The 14988-nt window shown below is 42.4% G+C and carries 12 protein-coding genes; all 12 read right to left on the bottom strand.

What is annotated here, in order from left to right:
- Positions 1-94: 94 nt before the first annotated feature.
- Complete coding sequence (locus ACXJY6_RS00150) at positions 95-727, bottom strand: DUF2231 domain-containing protein (RefSeq protein WP_456051089.1); 633 nt, start codon at positions 725-727, stop codon at positions 95-97.
- Between the two features lie 19 nt (positions 728-746).
- Positions 747-1187, bottom strand: coding sequence for a DUF411 domain-containing protein (locus tag ACXJY6_RS00145; protein ID WP_458766704.1), 441 nt, complete (start codon positions 1185-1187; stop codon positions 747-749).
- Positions 1188-1337: 150 nt separating this feature from the next.
- Positions 1338-1832 (bottom strand): copper-resistant cuproprotein CopI, encoded by a 495-nt coding sequence (gene copI, locus ACXJY6_RS00140; RefSeq protein ID WP_456051087.1) that lies wholly within the window; start codon positions 1830-1832, stop codon positions 1338-1340.
- Positions 1833-1898: 66 nt separating this feature from the next.
- Entirely contained in the window at positions 1899-5024 is a 3126-nt protein-coding gene (locus ACXJY6_RS00135; RefSeq protein ID WP_458766703.1) for an efflux RND transporter permease subunit, read from the bottom strand.
- Positions 5021-6724: an efflux RND transporter periplasmic adaptor subunit gene (locus tag ACXJY6_RS00130; RefSeq protein ID WP_458766701.1), complete on the bottom strand. Its 1704-nt coding sequence runs from the start codon at positions 6722-6724 to the stop codon at positions 5021-5023. Before ACXJY6_RS00130 ends, ACXJY6_RS00135 begins: the two co-directional genes overlap by 4 nt.
- Positions 6721-8055 (bottom strand): TolC family protein, encoded by a 1335-nt coding sequence (locus tag ACXJY6_RS00125; RefSeq protein ID WP_456051531.1) that lies wholly within the window; start codon positions 8053-8055, stop codon positions 6721-6723. Before ACXJY6_RS00125 ends, ACXJY6_RS00130 begins: the two co-directional genes overlap by 4 nt.
- A gap of 128 nt (positions 8056-8183) precedes the next feature.
- On the bottom strand, positions 8184-8564 hold the full coding sequence (locus ACXJY6_RS00120) for a hypothetical protein (RefSeq protein ID WP_456051084.1): 381 nt from the start codon (positions 8562-8564) through the stop codon (positions 8184-8186).
- Between the two features lie 240 nt (positions 8565-8804).
- Entirely contained in the window at positions 8805-10064 is a 1260-nt protein-coding gene (locus tag ACXJY6_RS00115) for a sensor histidine kinase (RefSeq protein ID WP_458766699.1), read from the bottom strand.
- Positions 10064-10738 (bottom strand): response regulator transcription factor, encoded by a 675-nt coding sequence (locus ACXJY6_RS00110; RefSeq protein WP_456051082.1) that lies wholly within the window; start codon positions 10736-10738, stop codon positions 10064-10066. The genes ACXJY6_RS00115 and ACXJY6_RS00110 overlap by 1 nt, the downstream gene beginning before the upstream one ends.
- A 183-nt stretch (positions 10739-10921) precedes the next feature.
- Positions 10922-12907 (bottom strand): LTA synthase family protein, encoded by a 1986-nt coding sequence (locus ACXJY6_RS00105; RefSeq protein WP_458766696.1) that lies wholly within the window; start codon positions 12905-12907, stop codon positions 10922-10924.
- Positions 12895-13269 carry a diacylglycerol kinase gene (locus ACXJY6_RS00100; protein ID WP_456051080.1) on the bottom strand — a complete coding sequence of 125 codons (375 nt, stop codon included), beginning with the start codon at positions 13267-13269 and terminating at the stop codon, positions 12895-12897. Before ACXJY6_RS00100 ends, ACXJY6_RS00105 begins: the two co-directional genes overlap by 13 nt.
- Positions 13270-13292: 23 nt before the next feature.
- Complete coding sequence (locus ACXJY6_RS00095) at positions 13293-14891, bottom strand: phosphoethanolamine transferase (protein ID WP_456051079.1); 1599 nt, start codon at positions 14889-14891, stop codon at positions 13293-13295.
- Between the last annotated feature and the right edge of the window lie 97 nt (positions 14892-14988).

Here is a 14988-nt window from a genome sequence, read left to right as displayed (position 1 = left end):
CTTATCATTTGGTGGTTTTGGGGTAAATAGACCGTCAGCGATACCGCCAGCAACAGAGCGACTTGGAATCGAACACAAGCGCTCTGTTTAAGCCCTAATGGTGATGGTCATCGTTATGATGGTGATTATGTTGCTCTGTACTCTCAACTTTATTCTCAATAGATTGTTGTTCTATCTTATTCTTATGCGCATTGTTTGGTTCATCTAGAGCCATTTCATCCATTCTTTTTTCATGTAAATGGCTGTCAGTAGCATCCCCCATATCATGATGATGATCTGAACTGTTCGCCTCCGGTAAACTTAGTACTCCTAAACCATACCTATAAACCAGGTCGCCACCCTTATACGCTGTTACTGTGACTAGCCCCCACGATAAAACTAAAACTACACCGATAGGGAATAAGTATTTCTTTTTTAAAATTAAACTCAGTGTCGCCCCTAAAACAAAAACAAACGAAGTAATCAAAGCCCAATGTTGGTGATTTGACATCGCGGCGTGCGACACAGAGTCGTGTGTTACTGTGTTATAAGCATGATACCCAGTTAGCACAGTTGAGAATATGGCCAAAATACCTAAGATGTGAATCCATTTTCGAGTAAACCATAACGGACTAACATCGCTTGGTGCCTTTATCCAAATAATGCACTGAATGACGCCCGAGAGAGTTAATAACGTTACAGTAAAATGAACAAAAATTGGGTGCCAGTTCGGAATAATTTCAAACATAAACGCTCCTTTTTAAATTTTAATACTCGTTATATAGACTCATCTGCCCATCCTTATCAAAGGCGACAACGTTGAAGTCTTTAAAAGGCTGACCCGCAGGAGCCATACCAGGAGAGTGCTGAGGCATACCAGGTGCTGATAACCCTGAAATATTATCTGGCCGTTCAGCTAATAATTTTGCAAGATCTGCTTCGGGAACATGACCTTCGATCATATAGCCATCAATGACGGCGGAATGACACGAAACCAATTGACTCGGCATGCCAAACTCTTGCTTGACCGACGTCCAGTCACGTTGGTGATGAATGTTAACTTCATACCCTTTATCTTTCATGATGTTTGCCCATTCTGTGCAGCAGCCACAGGAAGGTGATTTGTATAATTCAATCGATGATTTAGCAAAAACAGATGTGTTCAGTATCATCGCTGATAAAACTAATGTTTTTATGTGGATGTTCATAAATTATCCTCGTGTTTCACGTATTTATTTATCATTAACTCAGAGAAAGCTAAGTCTAAGTAGTCACTTAAAAATTCAGTCCTGACTTTGGCAATATGTAGCCGTATGTCTGTATAAAAGCCCCAAAGAAGCCTTCTGGGGCTTTCATTATCAAAGTGTGATTTTTTTCACCATACCCGCTTCGGCATGACCAGGTAAATCGCATGCCAACTCTACGTTTTTATCGCCGTGGAAATGCCATAGTAACTGTCTCGCTTTTCCCGGTTTAACGACAACAGAGCCATCACTGTCATGAGCATTCATGTTTTTCATCATTTCACGAAGCTTGACGTGCTCCGCTGAACTGCCAATAGAAAATAGATGTTCAATCGAACCTGTATTCATGATGACAAACTGAACCACATCATTGGACTCAATCTTTACCTCTTTCTTAAAGCGGATTCTCTTATCATCTGACAATAGAACATGAACGACCTTATCTGGCTTAGCACCCATAGCCGGCATACCGACATCAGACATTCCTTCCATAGACATACCTGCATGATCCATTTTCATGTCGCTCATTTCAGAGTGGTTGTGCTTTTCATCAGCAATCGCAGTGCTAGAAAGTGTTACGAGTGCTAGAGTGATTAATGTCTTTTTCATAATAAACCTCAGTTTTGTATTCGTTAATTTTGTGCCGGCGATCAGGCGCATGTTGTATGTTGTTCGTTATTGCTTGTTAACTTCGCGCTGTTTCCAGAGCTTAAAGATGGCTGGAAGAACCAGCAGGGTGAGTACGATGGCCGAAGCCATTCCCCCAATCATCGGTGCTGCGATACGTTGCATCACTTCAGAGCCTGTTCCGGAGCCTTGCATAATCGGAATTAAACCGATAATGACCGTAAGAACCGTCATCATAATCGGGCGGACACGGAGCCCTGCACCTTCAACGATCGACTCTTTTAAGTCTTGTGACGTCAAAGGCTGCTTATCTTCTAGCAAGCCAAGTTTTCGGTGGTGCCATGCTTGATTGAGGTACACCAACATAATGACGCCTATCTCTACCGCAACACCAGATAAGGCAATAAAGCCCACACCCACCGCTATGGAGAAGTTGTAGTTGAGGTAGTGCATCAACCAGAGCCCGCCAACCATAGCCAAAGGCAGAGTGAGCATGATGATCATCACTTCACCAACACGTCTAAAGCTGAAATACAAAAGCAACATAATGATTGCTATAGTGACGGGAGTGACAACACTTAGCCGCGCCTTCGCTCTCTCCATGTATTCATATTGCCCAGACCAAGCAAGGGAGTAACCAGGCGGTAAAACCAATTGTTCAGATACTGCTTGTCTGGCTTCAGACACATAAGACCCTAGATCTCGGTCAGCAATATCAACAAATACCCAACCGTTCGGGCGCGCATTTTCAGTTTTAATCATCGGTGGCCCATCTTCAAAACGCACATCTGCAACATCCGCGAGTGCAATTCTGGCTCCACTTGGCGTAACAAGAGGAAGGCTTTGAAGTTTCTCTAAAGAATCTCGATATATCTGGGGATAGCGAACATTGATCGGATAACGCTCCAACCCTTCTGTTGTCTCTCCAACATTCATGCCACCAATCGCGGTTGAGATGACTTGCTGGACTTGGTTCACACTCAGACCATAACGAGCGGCTTGCTTGCGTTGAATATCAATGGTGACATAGCGACCGCCAGCTACACGCTCGGCATAGACCGACGCAGTACCTTCAATATTATTGAGAATCGGCTCCAGCTCTAAACCAATTTGTTCAATCACGTTAAGGTCCGAACCTGCTATTTTTATCCCGATCGGCGTTTTAATACCTGTCGACAGCATATCGATACGAGTTTTAATCGGCATGACCCAAGCATTCGTTAAACCGGGAAACTGGATCAAACTGCCAAACTCTTTCCGTAAGGATTTCGTTGTCACTCCTGCGCGCCACTCCTCCTTAGGTTTAAATTGAATGACAGTTTCAATCATGGTGAGTGGTGCCGGATCGGTTGCGCTTTCAGCTCGTCCTACTTTGCCCCAGACACTCTCCACTTCGGGGACTGTCTTAATCAGTTTATTGGTTTGTTGCAAAAGCTCACGAGCCTTACCAATTGAGATGCCAGGGTAGGTGGTTGGCATGTACATCAAGTCCCCTTCATCTAATGGAGGGATAAATTCGCTACCCATTTTAGTAATCGGAACATACGCCGATGACATCAAAGCGAGAGCGATTACCACCATAGTCTTTGGAAACTTAAGACTGACATTCAATACCGGTTTGTACATGGCAATAAGAAGACGATTCACTGGATTCTTGTGCTCAGGTAGAATGTTACCTCGAACGAGATACCCCATTAACACGGGAACTAGAGTGATCGACAATCCAGCAGCAGCAGCCATTGCGTAGGTTTTCGTAAACGCCAGTGGCGAGAACATTTTCCCTTCTTGCCCTTCTAGCGCGAAAACCGGAACGAAGCTTAGCGTAATGATCAGCAGCGAGAAAAATAAGGGAGCGCCCACTTCTTCCGCCGCTTTGCCAATCACCTGCCATCGATTTTTATCGGTTAATGGCGTTCGCTCGATGTGCTTATGTACATTTTCAATCATGACAATAGCACCATCAACCATCGCTCCAATGGCGATAGCGATACCACCAAGTGACATAATATTGGCATTGATACCCTGCCAATGCATCACGATAAACGCAGACAAAATACCGACAGGCAAGCTGAGCGCAATGACTAACGAGGAACGAATATGGAACAGGAAGAGAGCGCATACAATGGCAACGACAATAAATTCTTCAGCCAGCTTCTCCCATAGATTTTCTACCGCCTTATCGATAAGCGTGGAACGATCATACGTCGCCACGATCTCTACGCCTTCTGGCAAGCTTGACTGCAGTTCGGAGAGTTTCTGTTTTACGTTGGCAATGACTGAACTAGCGTTTTCACCAAAACGCATCACGATAACACCTCCGACGGCTTCTCCTTCGCCATTAAACTCAGAGATACCACGACGCATTTGTGGACCTAAGTTAATATCAGCAATATCACCCAACAATAAGGGAGTCCCCTTTTCCGTCACCTTGAGTGGAAGCGCCTTGATATCTTCGATCCCAGATAAATACCCTGTTGTTCGGACCATATGTTCGGCCTCTGCAACTTCGATTACCGATGCACCAGTCTCCTGGTTTCCCATCTTAATCGCATTGTTTACCTGCTGAAGCGTCAAGTCGTAGGCACGTAATCTGGCTGGATCGATTTGTACCTGATACTGCTTGACCATCCCACCGACAGTAGCAACTTCAGAAACGCCCTCAACCGTTTGTAACTCGTATTTTAAGAACCAGTCCTGATAACTGCGGAGTTCAGACAGATCATGCTGACCCGTTTTATCTTGTAGAACATAACTGTATACCCAACCCACACCAGTAGCATCTGGCCCTAGTGTGGGCTTAGCATTGGCGGGAAGGTTCGGGGTAACTTGGCTTAGATATTCCAGTACTCTAGAACGGGCCCAATACATATCCGTGTCATCATTGAAGATGATGTATACATAGGAGTCTCCAAAAAAAGAATAACCTCTCACCGTTTCTGCTCCCGGCACAGCCAGCATCGCCGTAGTCAGTGGATAGGTGACTTGATCTTCAACAACTTGGGGGGCTTGTCCTGGATAATTTGTTTTGATGATGACCTGAACATCAGAAAGATCTGGCAGAGCATCAACAGGTGTATTTTTAACACTAAACAAACCAGCAAACACCAAAAACACCGTAAAAACTAAAACAATAAAGCGATTGTTTAGCGACCACCTTATAATGGCAGGAATCATTGTTTACCTCCTACCAATTCTAAAGCGGTTAGCTTGGGTTCATTGCCCGATTTATCAATTAGAAAACGAACCATTTGCCCTTCAGAAAAGGGGGATAAATCAACTTCGTGATCAACAGAAAAGTTCATTTCACCCGCTTGCCAGCTCCATTCCACTACAGGCTCATGACTTACTGTCAGCATATCGAAGTCGGCCATAAGCATACTGATCTCACCATTAACCCATAATTCATTGGCAACCACAGAATCATCGACTGTAAAATCCAGTATTTCATATTGACCAGAGTCGGTTTTCTGAATTTCGAACTCAATAGACTGGCCCGACTGAACAGTTTCAATATCGAGCCCTTCAGCAAAAGTAAAGTTCATGACCATGCCCGGCCATTGCCATTCTTCAACGGGCTGATGATTAATCGTTGCCATCCGATGTCCGACCATCATGTCGGTGATCTGACCTTTAGCCCAGACGCTTGGATTTTCAGCATCGACTCCATTGACCCGTTCAAGTTCGGCGCTCTGACTGGACTCAGAGTCGAGCATAAACTGAGCAGACGTGACAACACTATCTCCCTCTACAAGCCCAGCCAAGACTTCGATGAACTCCCCCGCTTCTCTACCTACTTCAATTCGCGCAGAGCGGTATTTTCCTTCCCCTTCAGATAATACTACTCGAGTCATTCCTCCTGAGCGAATAACTGATTCTCTTGGAATAGTCAGCACTGACTCATCGGATTCAGCCTGAAGAGTCACACTGGCAAACATGTTTGGTTTAAGCGCACCATCCTCGTTTACGAACTTTAAACGTACTCTCAGAGTTCGTGTTTTTGCATCAAGAATGGGATAGATGAAATCGACGTTCCCTTCCCAGTTTCGCCCCGGTAAGGCGCTTAAAACCATGTTGGCGTTACTCCCTACATTGATCCAATGAGACTGACGCTCAAACACCTCCACATCTACCCACACCTCATCTAACGGCCCAGCGCTTATCACGGTTTGGGCTGGAGAAATATAGCTCCCTTCTCGAATATTCAGCTGAGCAATTACGCCATCGTCTGGCGCTTTTATCGCAACATTCTGATCAGCACGACCTTTTTTAACAATTTGATTAATTTGACTTTTATCTAACCCTAAGGCGATCAAACGCTCTTGAGCGCCATTAACCAAACCTTTACGACCAGAGCGATAAGCATTGAGTAATTCTTCTTGTGCTTTCACCAATTCTGGAGAATAAAGAGTAAATAGCACGTCACCTTTTGATACCTGCTCACCAACCGTGTTCACATCCAATGTTTCGACCCAACCACTGACTCGACTGTTGGTTTGCCATAAGCGGCTTTCGTCAAAGTTGATGTATCCGACAGTATCAATTTTCGGTAGCAATTTATTTTGAGAGGCATTAGCAGTTTTTACCCCAAGGTTATTTTCAACGGCTGGGTCAATCTTGACCGTTCCTTTTTTCAGGTTGCCCCCTGAGTCCTCTTCATAGACAGGGATAAGATCCATTCCCATCGGAGATTGACCGGGTTCGTCTCTACGATAGTTGGGATCCATTGGTGCGACCCAATAAAGAGGTTCCTTGGCATCCGAGCTCATCGCTGAACTTGATGCCATCTCATGACTTCCCAATAAGTATTGATTCCCGGTAAAACCAATCACACCACCGATCAGCAGTGCTAGGGTTGCAATAGGGAGTGATTTCATAATTTATTATCCTCTAAGTCATAAGCTGCGCTGAGTTCAGTGACATTTTGGTCATACTGATTAAGTACATAAGCAAGTTCATTTTGGGTATTATTGAGATCAGCAACTAACCGAGCTTCTTCTTTTGCAATCATCAATTCATCTCTTAGCGCAGTAATAAGCTCACTAAACTGAACCGTGTTATTTTCGTACCCCCGTTCGGTCGCCTTAGTACGCTCTTTTGCTTGTTTAACCAATACGTTTTGATAACGTTGAATACGTTCCTCCAGATTGTGTTTATCCGAAATAAGCGTGTTTGCTCTAGCATTCATCTGAACTAAAAGAAGGTCTTTTTGCGACTTAGCCGCACCTGCCTGATGTTGAGCAGCGGCGTATTTTCGGTCCTGTTTTTTATCGGTGAATAAAGGAATGTCCATGGTCAGATACGCGCTGACTAAATCCGATGCTGGCTGACCATTCATTCCGTTTGCTTGTCTGTAGGCATACGCTACTTCAACACCAAATTGAGGCGTGTAAGACTGCTCAGCGATAGACACTTGAGTTTCTTTACGTTGAATATTTTGTTCCGCGGCTTTGACTTTCGGATGGGAAACCAGCAAATCATAAAATTCCGTTCCACCTGACTGCAGTGTTTTGTCCAGTTCAACGAGGGAGCTCCATTGAGTGCTTTTAGCATTACTCACATCTATCTGACGAACATATTCGGCTTCTACCCACTCAGAGAGTTGTGCACGAACACGCTGCTGCATTTGCCGATTTTTCTGGAGTTTCTCATCGAGTTGACTGACCTGAAGCTCCGCATAAAGCAAGTCTTGCGTCTCGCTTTTACCGAGAGAGTAGTTGGTCTCAATGAACTGGGTCATTTCTAGCATGAGTTCACGCATTTCTTCGGTAAGCTCATTTGCCCGGATCAGATATCTAAGCTCTATCCACAGTTGCGTAATGCTTTTTGCGATATCAAGTTTTCGCAGCTCCGCCTGATAACTGACGACCTGAGCCTGTTGCTCATATTGCTTTTTGGATAAATCAAGCGTCGCGCCACGGCTGAACTGCTGAGACAGCCCAACAGAGATATTGGTCATGGCATCGTCATCGAATTGAAAACTGTCGACAGGCAGGCCACCTACACCAAACTTTACCTTTGGATCCATCAAGGTTGCGCTGGCAACACCAGTTTCCTTAAGCGATAAGGCTTGTGAGTTAAGCTGAACGAGTCCCTGATCACGGGACACCGCGAGCTCAATAATGTTACTTAGAGTAAATTGACCTTCACTGGCATAGGAAGGTGTCAGCACGGCATTCAATGCAAGTGCTAACGCAATTGGTTTAATGTTCACTTTGAATTCCAATCGTTTACTGATGCAAACAGTTAGCCGAAACCAATAGTTTGCAAATAGAATAAGTCACACGGGAAAACCGCGTGAAACGAAAACGATGACCTTATGTCACCAATTGGAATTTAAACGATGGGGGGCCGAAATAAAGCGCTGGCGATAGAGCTAACGCGACTTCTTGATTCTTTCGAAATGAGGACAAGATCTGGGGTTTGTGATAATTCGTAGGCAGGAGAGCTGATAATAGAATAACTGGTGACACAGCTAGTGTAACAACACTGGTGATCTGACATCACACTGTCTTCACTACAACACTCTTGAGCGTTATCAACCACAATGTCATTAGCAGTGACGCAATGTGATTCGGCCATATGCATAGACATAGTGCCATGACTTTCAGTAAGCATTTGCAGAGGCATAAGAGGGGCACTACTTACTGCGCTAGAAAGCATAAAGGCTACTAACGTCAATATTGTTACCCAAACTGTGCGCATTCTTTGTTGCATCACAAACTCTTAAATTCTACTAAACACGGTAAATAGTCTATTAACACTTGCTGGTTGTCAAGAAAAAGCGGTTGCTGGAACTCGTAGGCTCAAAAGCAAAATGACGAACGGTCGATAATATTATTGAACTAACTTGGAAATGGACAGAAGCTTCTTAGAGTATCAATTTAAATTAGCAAAATACGGATAATTTAAATTGATACTCTACAAACCAAACATTCTAGCCGTGAACAAAAAAGATTACTGAAAAGTTATTAATGCTTCACAACCCGAAGTAGAGCGGTTACTAATTGAGAAGATCCAATGATATCTGCGACATAAATCTTCAACGATGAGTAATCCTAACCCATGTCCATCTTGGTTAGATGCTTCATTTAAACCCGAACCATTATCCCTAATAGCAAATGAGTCTACGGATACTTCTAGAGTTATTGTTCCCTCCGGAGTTGCGGCGATTGCGTTCTTCAATAAGTTTCCTACGACCATGTTAAGCACGGCTGGCGCAGCCTTAATCGATGGGCTTTGGAGGAAAGTCAGTTCAACATCGATATTTTTATCTTTTGTTTGAGCACTGTTGAGTTCAATGATGTTCTCAAATTCGTCTTTGCTTACCTTTCTTTCAACGGTTTCATCTTCACTACGCTCATAGCGCACAAGCCCTAACAATGCATCAACCATCGTGGTCATCTGTAATGTAGCTTCATTGATACGAACCACCTGTCTCTTTTGAAATTCTTCTGACACCTTTCGCTCTAGCAATTTACTTGCGCCTTTCACAATGGTTAAGGGGGTTCTCAATTCATGGCTGGCATAGCGGGCAAATGCCTGTTCACGCTTTAACAAACTATGAATATCATGCCGATATTGATTAAGCTGATCTGCTAAAATCTGAAACTCACTGGCACCACCTGTAGGAATATAAAATACATGGGCGCTATTACCGCTTTGTTCGGTTAATTGTTCTATCAAATGATTAATAGGAGTTATCAGGCGTTGTGTTAAACGATTCAACAATAATCCAAAGACGAGCAGTAGCCCAGCAATACTAGTGACCACTATAAGACTGGCATACACTATGTCATATTCACCAAATTCAATTTGATTGATATCAGATAACAATATAACGGGTTTTCTTTCTCCATTATTTGTGTAGTAACCAAAGTAAAGCATGAGTGATTCGGTTCCATATCCGACTTCACCAACATAAGAATCTCCGCCTTTAAAGTACTTATGGAACCTTGAAGGAACCAAACTAATATCATTATAGGCATGAGTGAGAACGTCTATGGAGATTTCTCCATTTTCTCCATCCATAAATCGCTGTATTGCCTCATTCTTATCTAGTTCAATGCGACGCTCCCCAACTTTATCTTCAGACCAATGTAAGACAGCAAAAAATATAATGTAGCTGACTAGTCCCATGACAAGAGCGACAATCGTAAAAAATATCCTCAATTGATTCGTTAAGGTGCGAGTGCTGGTTACACCAGATTGCTTCACTATGCTTTCTCCAATCGAAAACCAACTTTGGGAACCGTAATCAACATGGAGGTAGCAAATGGCTTATCTAATTGAACTCGCAACTGATAGATATGACTGCGCAATATGTCATTACTAGGTTCATTGTCTTGCCAAAGCATATTGGTAATCTCATTACGCGTGACAACATCAGGAGCACGTAGGCAAAGAAACTCTAGTATTGAGTAAGCCGTTGGGTTTAAATTAAGCGCAATACCTTCACGATAAGCTTTATGGGTCTTCTGATCGATATATAAGTTACCAAACATTAATTGCGTTTCTGTCACTGTGCGTCGGTAGCGTTTGATTAACGCTTCTAATCGAGCGGCTAGAATGTCGAGATCGAACGGTTTAGTTAAGTAATCGTCTGCTCTATATTTAAAGCCATTTAACATATCATTCCGACTATCCAATGCAGTTAACATCAGCACTGGAGTTTCGTTCCCAGCATCTCTAAGCTTCTCGCAAACCGTTAAACCGTCCATGCGTGGAAGCATAAGATCTAGAATGATGGCATCAAACTCAATTTCTAAAGCGAGTTTAAGACCGAGTTCTCCATTGTCGGCATAATCAAGTTCAACTTCTCCACTTTCAAAGTAGTCAAACAAGATCCCAGCAACTTCCCTATTGTCTTCAACTATTAACACTTTTTTCATATCAACTCATTCTTTATCTTATGCATAACGGATAGTTATATGCTTAATTCTCAGAGATCTTGATAAACCTAAAATACTCGCACAGATCATGATTACTCGTATAGATACGATATATTGATAGGAATGGCCTTTTTAAGCAATTTGACTCGAAGCTTTTGTTCGGGCCATAAATGGGGCACTATTTCAACGGCCTTTACTTTCACTATTATTTATCGACATAGAATACCACCCTTTTTGATAAGCCATACTACCAAAATTAGCATAGGCATGCGCTTCCTTGGTCAAGGCTTGATCAAGCCGAGTCTCTATAAGTTGTTTACCTTCTACCAAGAAAGTTCTTGGTGTTTTATCAGGTTGAAAAATTACTGCCTTACCATTTTTAATATACGCAAAGTTCTTATCATATTGCAGCATTGCTCTCAATTGAGAATCATCTAATGGCTTAGTGAAGTCGTTACCCACCATTGGGTGTTCACCAGAAGCTCCTATCACTGACAGTAGTGTTGGGGCAAGATCAATCTGACTTGCTAGCCGAGCATCCTCTCTATGCTCCACATCGTTGCCAAAAATAACAGCAGGAATATGGAAGTGACCAACGGGGACTAAATTCGCACCAGACACACGGGAGTCATGATCAGCAACGACTACGAATATCGTATCTTTCCAGTATTCAGATTGTTGTGCCTTTTCAACAAATTTTCCCAAAGCATAATCAGAGTATTTAGCGGCATTGTTACGAGTTTGTTTTTGACTGTCGTACTGTGAAATTTTGCCATCTGGATAATCGTACGGAGAATGATTTGACGACGTAAATACAAGACTAAAGAATGGCTTACTTTGTTTATGTAGCTCGACGAACTCTTTATCCGCTTGAGCATATAAATCTTCATCAGATGCGCCCCAAGAACCGTTAAAATCTATTTTGTCGAAATCACTACCTTGAACAATATCTTGAAAACCATTACCTAAAAAGAATGTCTTCATATTGTCGAAATGCGCTTCGCCACCGTAAATGAACTGTGTGTGATATCCCTGCTCACCAAGAAAACTGGCTAAAGTAAAAAAGTTTTGCTGAGATTTACCTAACTTAACAACAGAGCGTGCCGGGGTTGGGGTAAAGCCAGTCACAACAGCTTCAATCCCTCTGACAGAACGCGTACCCGTCGCGTATAAGCGGGTAAAGTTCCATCCCTCATCCATAATTTTGTCCAGGTTAGGAGTCAGTGGTAATCCTCCCAATTTTCCTACGTATCTCGCCCCCAAGCTCTCTTGCAACAAAATAACTAAATTCTTCTTACGATTGGGAAAACTAGAGGTATGCATCGTTTTCGTTGGAACAAGAGGATCAGAGAAATCAGCATGTGAATTTTGTAAAGTGCTACGAACTTGATCAAGCAGCTCATCTTTCTCTATAGCGCCATAAAATTCAGCACTCGACATTTCATTTTTTGCTTGTTTCCACGCAAATGCTACTGAATAAGCAGAATTTAAGCTGAGATCATTTAACAAGTGATCCGTTGAAAATGCCACAAATGCAGGGTTTATCGGGCGGTGCTCCAACGTACCACGAGCACCTAGAATAAGAAGGCAAGCAACAGCAAGTTGAATCGTCACTTGCTGTAAGAGCGCTCCTTTGGTCTCTGTAGGCCAAACTATATCGAACATTTTACTTAACAATCGGGCTGCGATGAATAGCCCTGCTACGGTGACCAAAATTTCGATTTTGTAACCCGAAATCAACATCGAAAAGACTTCTTTTGGGTAGACCAGATAATCGATAAACAATCGGTTTGGACGCAAGTCATATTCAAGAATAAACGTGGGAGTAATCAGTTCAAAGAACAAAAACAACATGCTGCCACCTACTAAGTAAACTTTTAGAGGCACGCGAAGGTGGTCAGTTACTTTTAGCAATGTAGCCAGCAATATCAGCAATAATGCTGGTATTAGCAAATAACACACTGACGAAATATCAATGCGAAAACCACCGAGAAAAATTTGGCCATAGTCAACAGAAGCAAACGCACGCTCACTCTGCCATAACGAAAGCATCAATCGCGAAGTACTCAATAGTATTAAATCGATCAAAGCGAAATAAAGTAATGGCATAAGAGGGCCAATTTTAAATTTCGAAAAAATATTATTCTGTGCTGATATTAACGCAACCATAAAACCGTCCCCCAAATAGCCATCGAGCAAACCATGCTCAATAGTACTAAAGCAGAGCCAATGTTCTTAGCTACGCCAGATAACGAGTGATACTCCGACCCTATCCGATCAACCACAGCTTCAATTGCGGAATTTACCATTTCGGCAAGCAGTACTGACACCATGCCCAACATAACTAATAAGGTATGCATAGCTGGAAAATTCTGCCAAAATGCAAACACGGATAGAGGTACAAAAAGTATTAGTTCTTGTTGGAAGGCCGCTTCGTTTTTACAAAGCCATTTGAAGCCGTTATAGCTATGGACAAAGGTATAAATAATACGATGAATACCTTCACGTTTAATGATGATTTCTTGTTGCATGTTTACATTACTCTATAAAATGGTTATGAATCTAAGCGGCAACTGGATGTTATATCTAGTTCTGAATTTTGAACTTCTGTCTGAACGCCATACAACCCAAGCAAGCTATGAAATAAGTTATCGTGTGATAATGCGTGTTTCTGAGATTTTTCTTTAAGACATTGACTACTCAGCCTTTTTTGCTGAGCATACTCTTTTGGTATCCACATTAACCAAGGCACTTGTGTTTGCTCCTTCGGTGCTATTGCATAAGGTGTACCGTGCAAGTACAGCCCACCTTCTCCCAGTGATTCACCATGATCAGAGATATAAGTCATCATGATGTTATAATCGTTCGACACGGTTTTCAGTTCATCAATCACTTGGGATAAGACATAGTCGCTATACACCAGTGTATTGTCGTAAACATTAACGATTTGTTTGTCGTTACAGTTTTCAATGTCACTACGATTACATGCAGGTTGGAACGGTGCTTGAGCATCTGGATAGCGTTGCCAATAGGTAGGCCCATGACTACCTATCGTATGCAGGACCAACAACTTGTTATGAGAACCATCATCGATAAACTGTTTGGCATCTTTAAGCATGGCAACATCAAAACAAGTTGAACCGTTACAATCGTCATTTTTTAGCGATGGATCGATGGAAATGTAAGTTAGATTTTTAGCAACACCTTTATCTCCACCGTCATTATCAATCCACAAGACATCTACTCCTGCGTGTTGAAGTACATTGAGTACGTTATCCTGAGCAGCTGTGTGGGGTTTACTGTAAGAGTTGCGAGTCATATTGGAGAACATGCACGGAACGGACAAAGCTGTGTAAGTACCACACGAAGACACATCCTGAAAGGCGATTAAGTCCATATTTCTCGTGTACGGATTGGTATTCCGACTATATCCGTTATAAGCAAAGTTCATTGCTCGTGCAGTCTCACCTAAGACGACGACCATCAATGTTGGTTTTCCGTTGGCAACTTCAACTACCTTCGCATCTGTACCTAACTTTTGGTAAACCAGTTTAGTTTCGAAGTAGGTTTTCTTAAGGTATTTCGTGCCATTGTAGATGTGAGCAGGATTAATCATTTTGTTTAAGTAACTATTATTTCGACCTACTGAGGCGTAATCTTTGTAACAAGTCTCCGCAATAAGACCAATACCAACGACAGCTACTAGGACAAGACCTACTCTGGAGAGAAGAGCATACTTCCAATTTTGAAACGGTGTTATACGGACGGCGGCTATGAAGCCACAAGGTACGACACCAAAAGCAAATAAATAAAAGACTGTCGTATAATTTAGGTAGAAAAAGACTTCCGACGAATTAGTTTCAAAAACACTTTCCATCATAGTGGAGTCAAACATGGTCTGAAAATTTACCGCTGCGTACAATGCCCCAGCAGAGGTCAGCACTACAAAACACATAAACGGCTTAAAAATATAAGGCCAAGCAAATGCTGATAAAACAATAATAAATGCACAGGTCAGTAACACCGGTGCGGTATAGGGGAATACAGGATTGGAAACACCTGAGCTTAAATTAAAAATAGTTCTCAGCACGGGATAATTCATCACAGTACCAAAATATAAAGCACACAATATAACTAGTGTTGTTATATGCATCGAAATACGATATGAAAGCAATTTTTTTATTGGCATCATCAATTATAAGCTTGGTAATATTTCTTATAGATATAGGAACTTACTGATTTCAGAATTA

Source organism: Vibrio phycocola (assembly GCF_054404255.1).
The sequence above is the reverse complement of the archived record's forward strand: the minus strand, read 5'-3'. Positions and strand labels throughout refer to the sequence as shown.

Coding starts and splice junctions, on each gene's coding strand:
- ACXJY6_RS00150 (WP_456051089.1), bottom strand. CDS start 727: ATGTTTGAAATTATTCCGAACTGGCACCCAATTTTTGTTCATTTTACT.
- ACXJY6_RS00145 (WP_458766704.1), bottom strand. CDS start 1,187: ATGAACATCCACATAAAAACATTAGTTTTATCAGCGATGATACTGAAC.
- copI (WP_456051087.1), bottom strand. CDS start 1,832: ATGAAAAAGACATTAATCACTCTAGCACTCGTAACACTTTCTAGCACT.
- ACXJY6_RS00135 (WP_458766703.1), bottom strand. CDS start 5,024: ATGATTCCTGCCATTATAAGGTGGTCGCTAAACAATCGCTTTATTGTT.
- ACXJY6_RS00130 (WP_458766701.1), bottom strand. CDS start 6,724: ATGAAATCACTCCCTATTGCAACCCTAGCACTGCTGATCGGTGGTGTG.
- ACXJY6_RS00120 (WP_456051084.1), bottom strand. CDS start 8,564: ATGCAACAAAGAATGCGCACAGTTTGGGTAACAATATTGACGTTAGTA.
- ACXJY6_RS00110 (WP_456051082.1), bottom strand. CDS start 10,738: ATGAAAAAAGTGTTAATAGTTGAAGACAATAGGGAAGTTGCTGGGATC.
- ACXJY6_RS00105 (WP_458766696.1), bottom strand. CDS start 12,907: ATGGTTGCGTTAATATCAGCACAGAATAATATTTTTTCGAAATTTAAA.
- ACXJY6_RS00100 (WP_456051080.1), bottom strand. CDS start 13,269: ATGCAACAAGAAATCATCATTAAACGTGAAGGTATTCATCGTATTATT.
- ACXJY6_RS00095 (WP_456051079.1), bottom strand. CDS start 14,891: ATGCATATAACAACACTAGTTATATTGTGTGCTTTATATTTTGGTACT.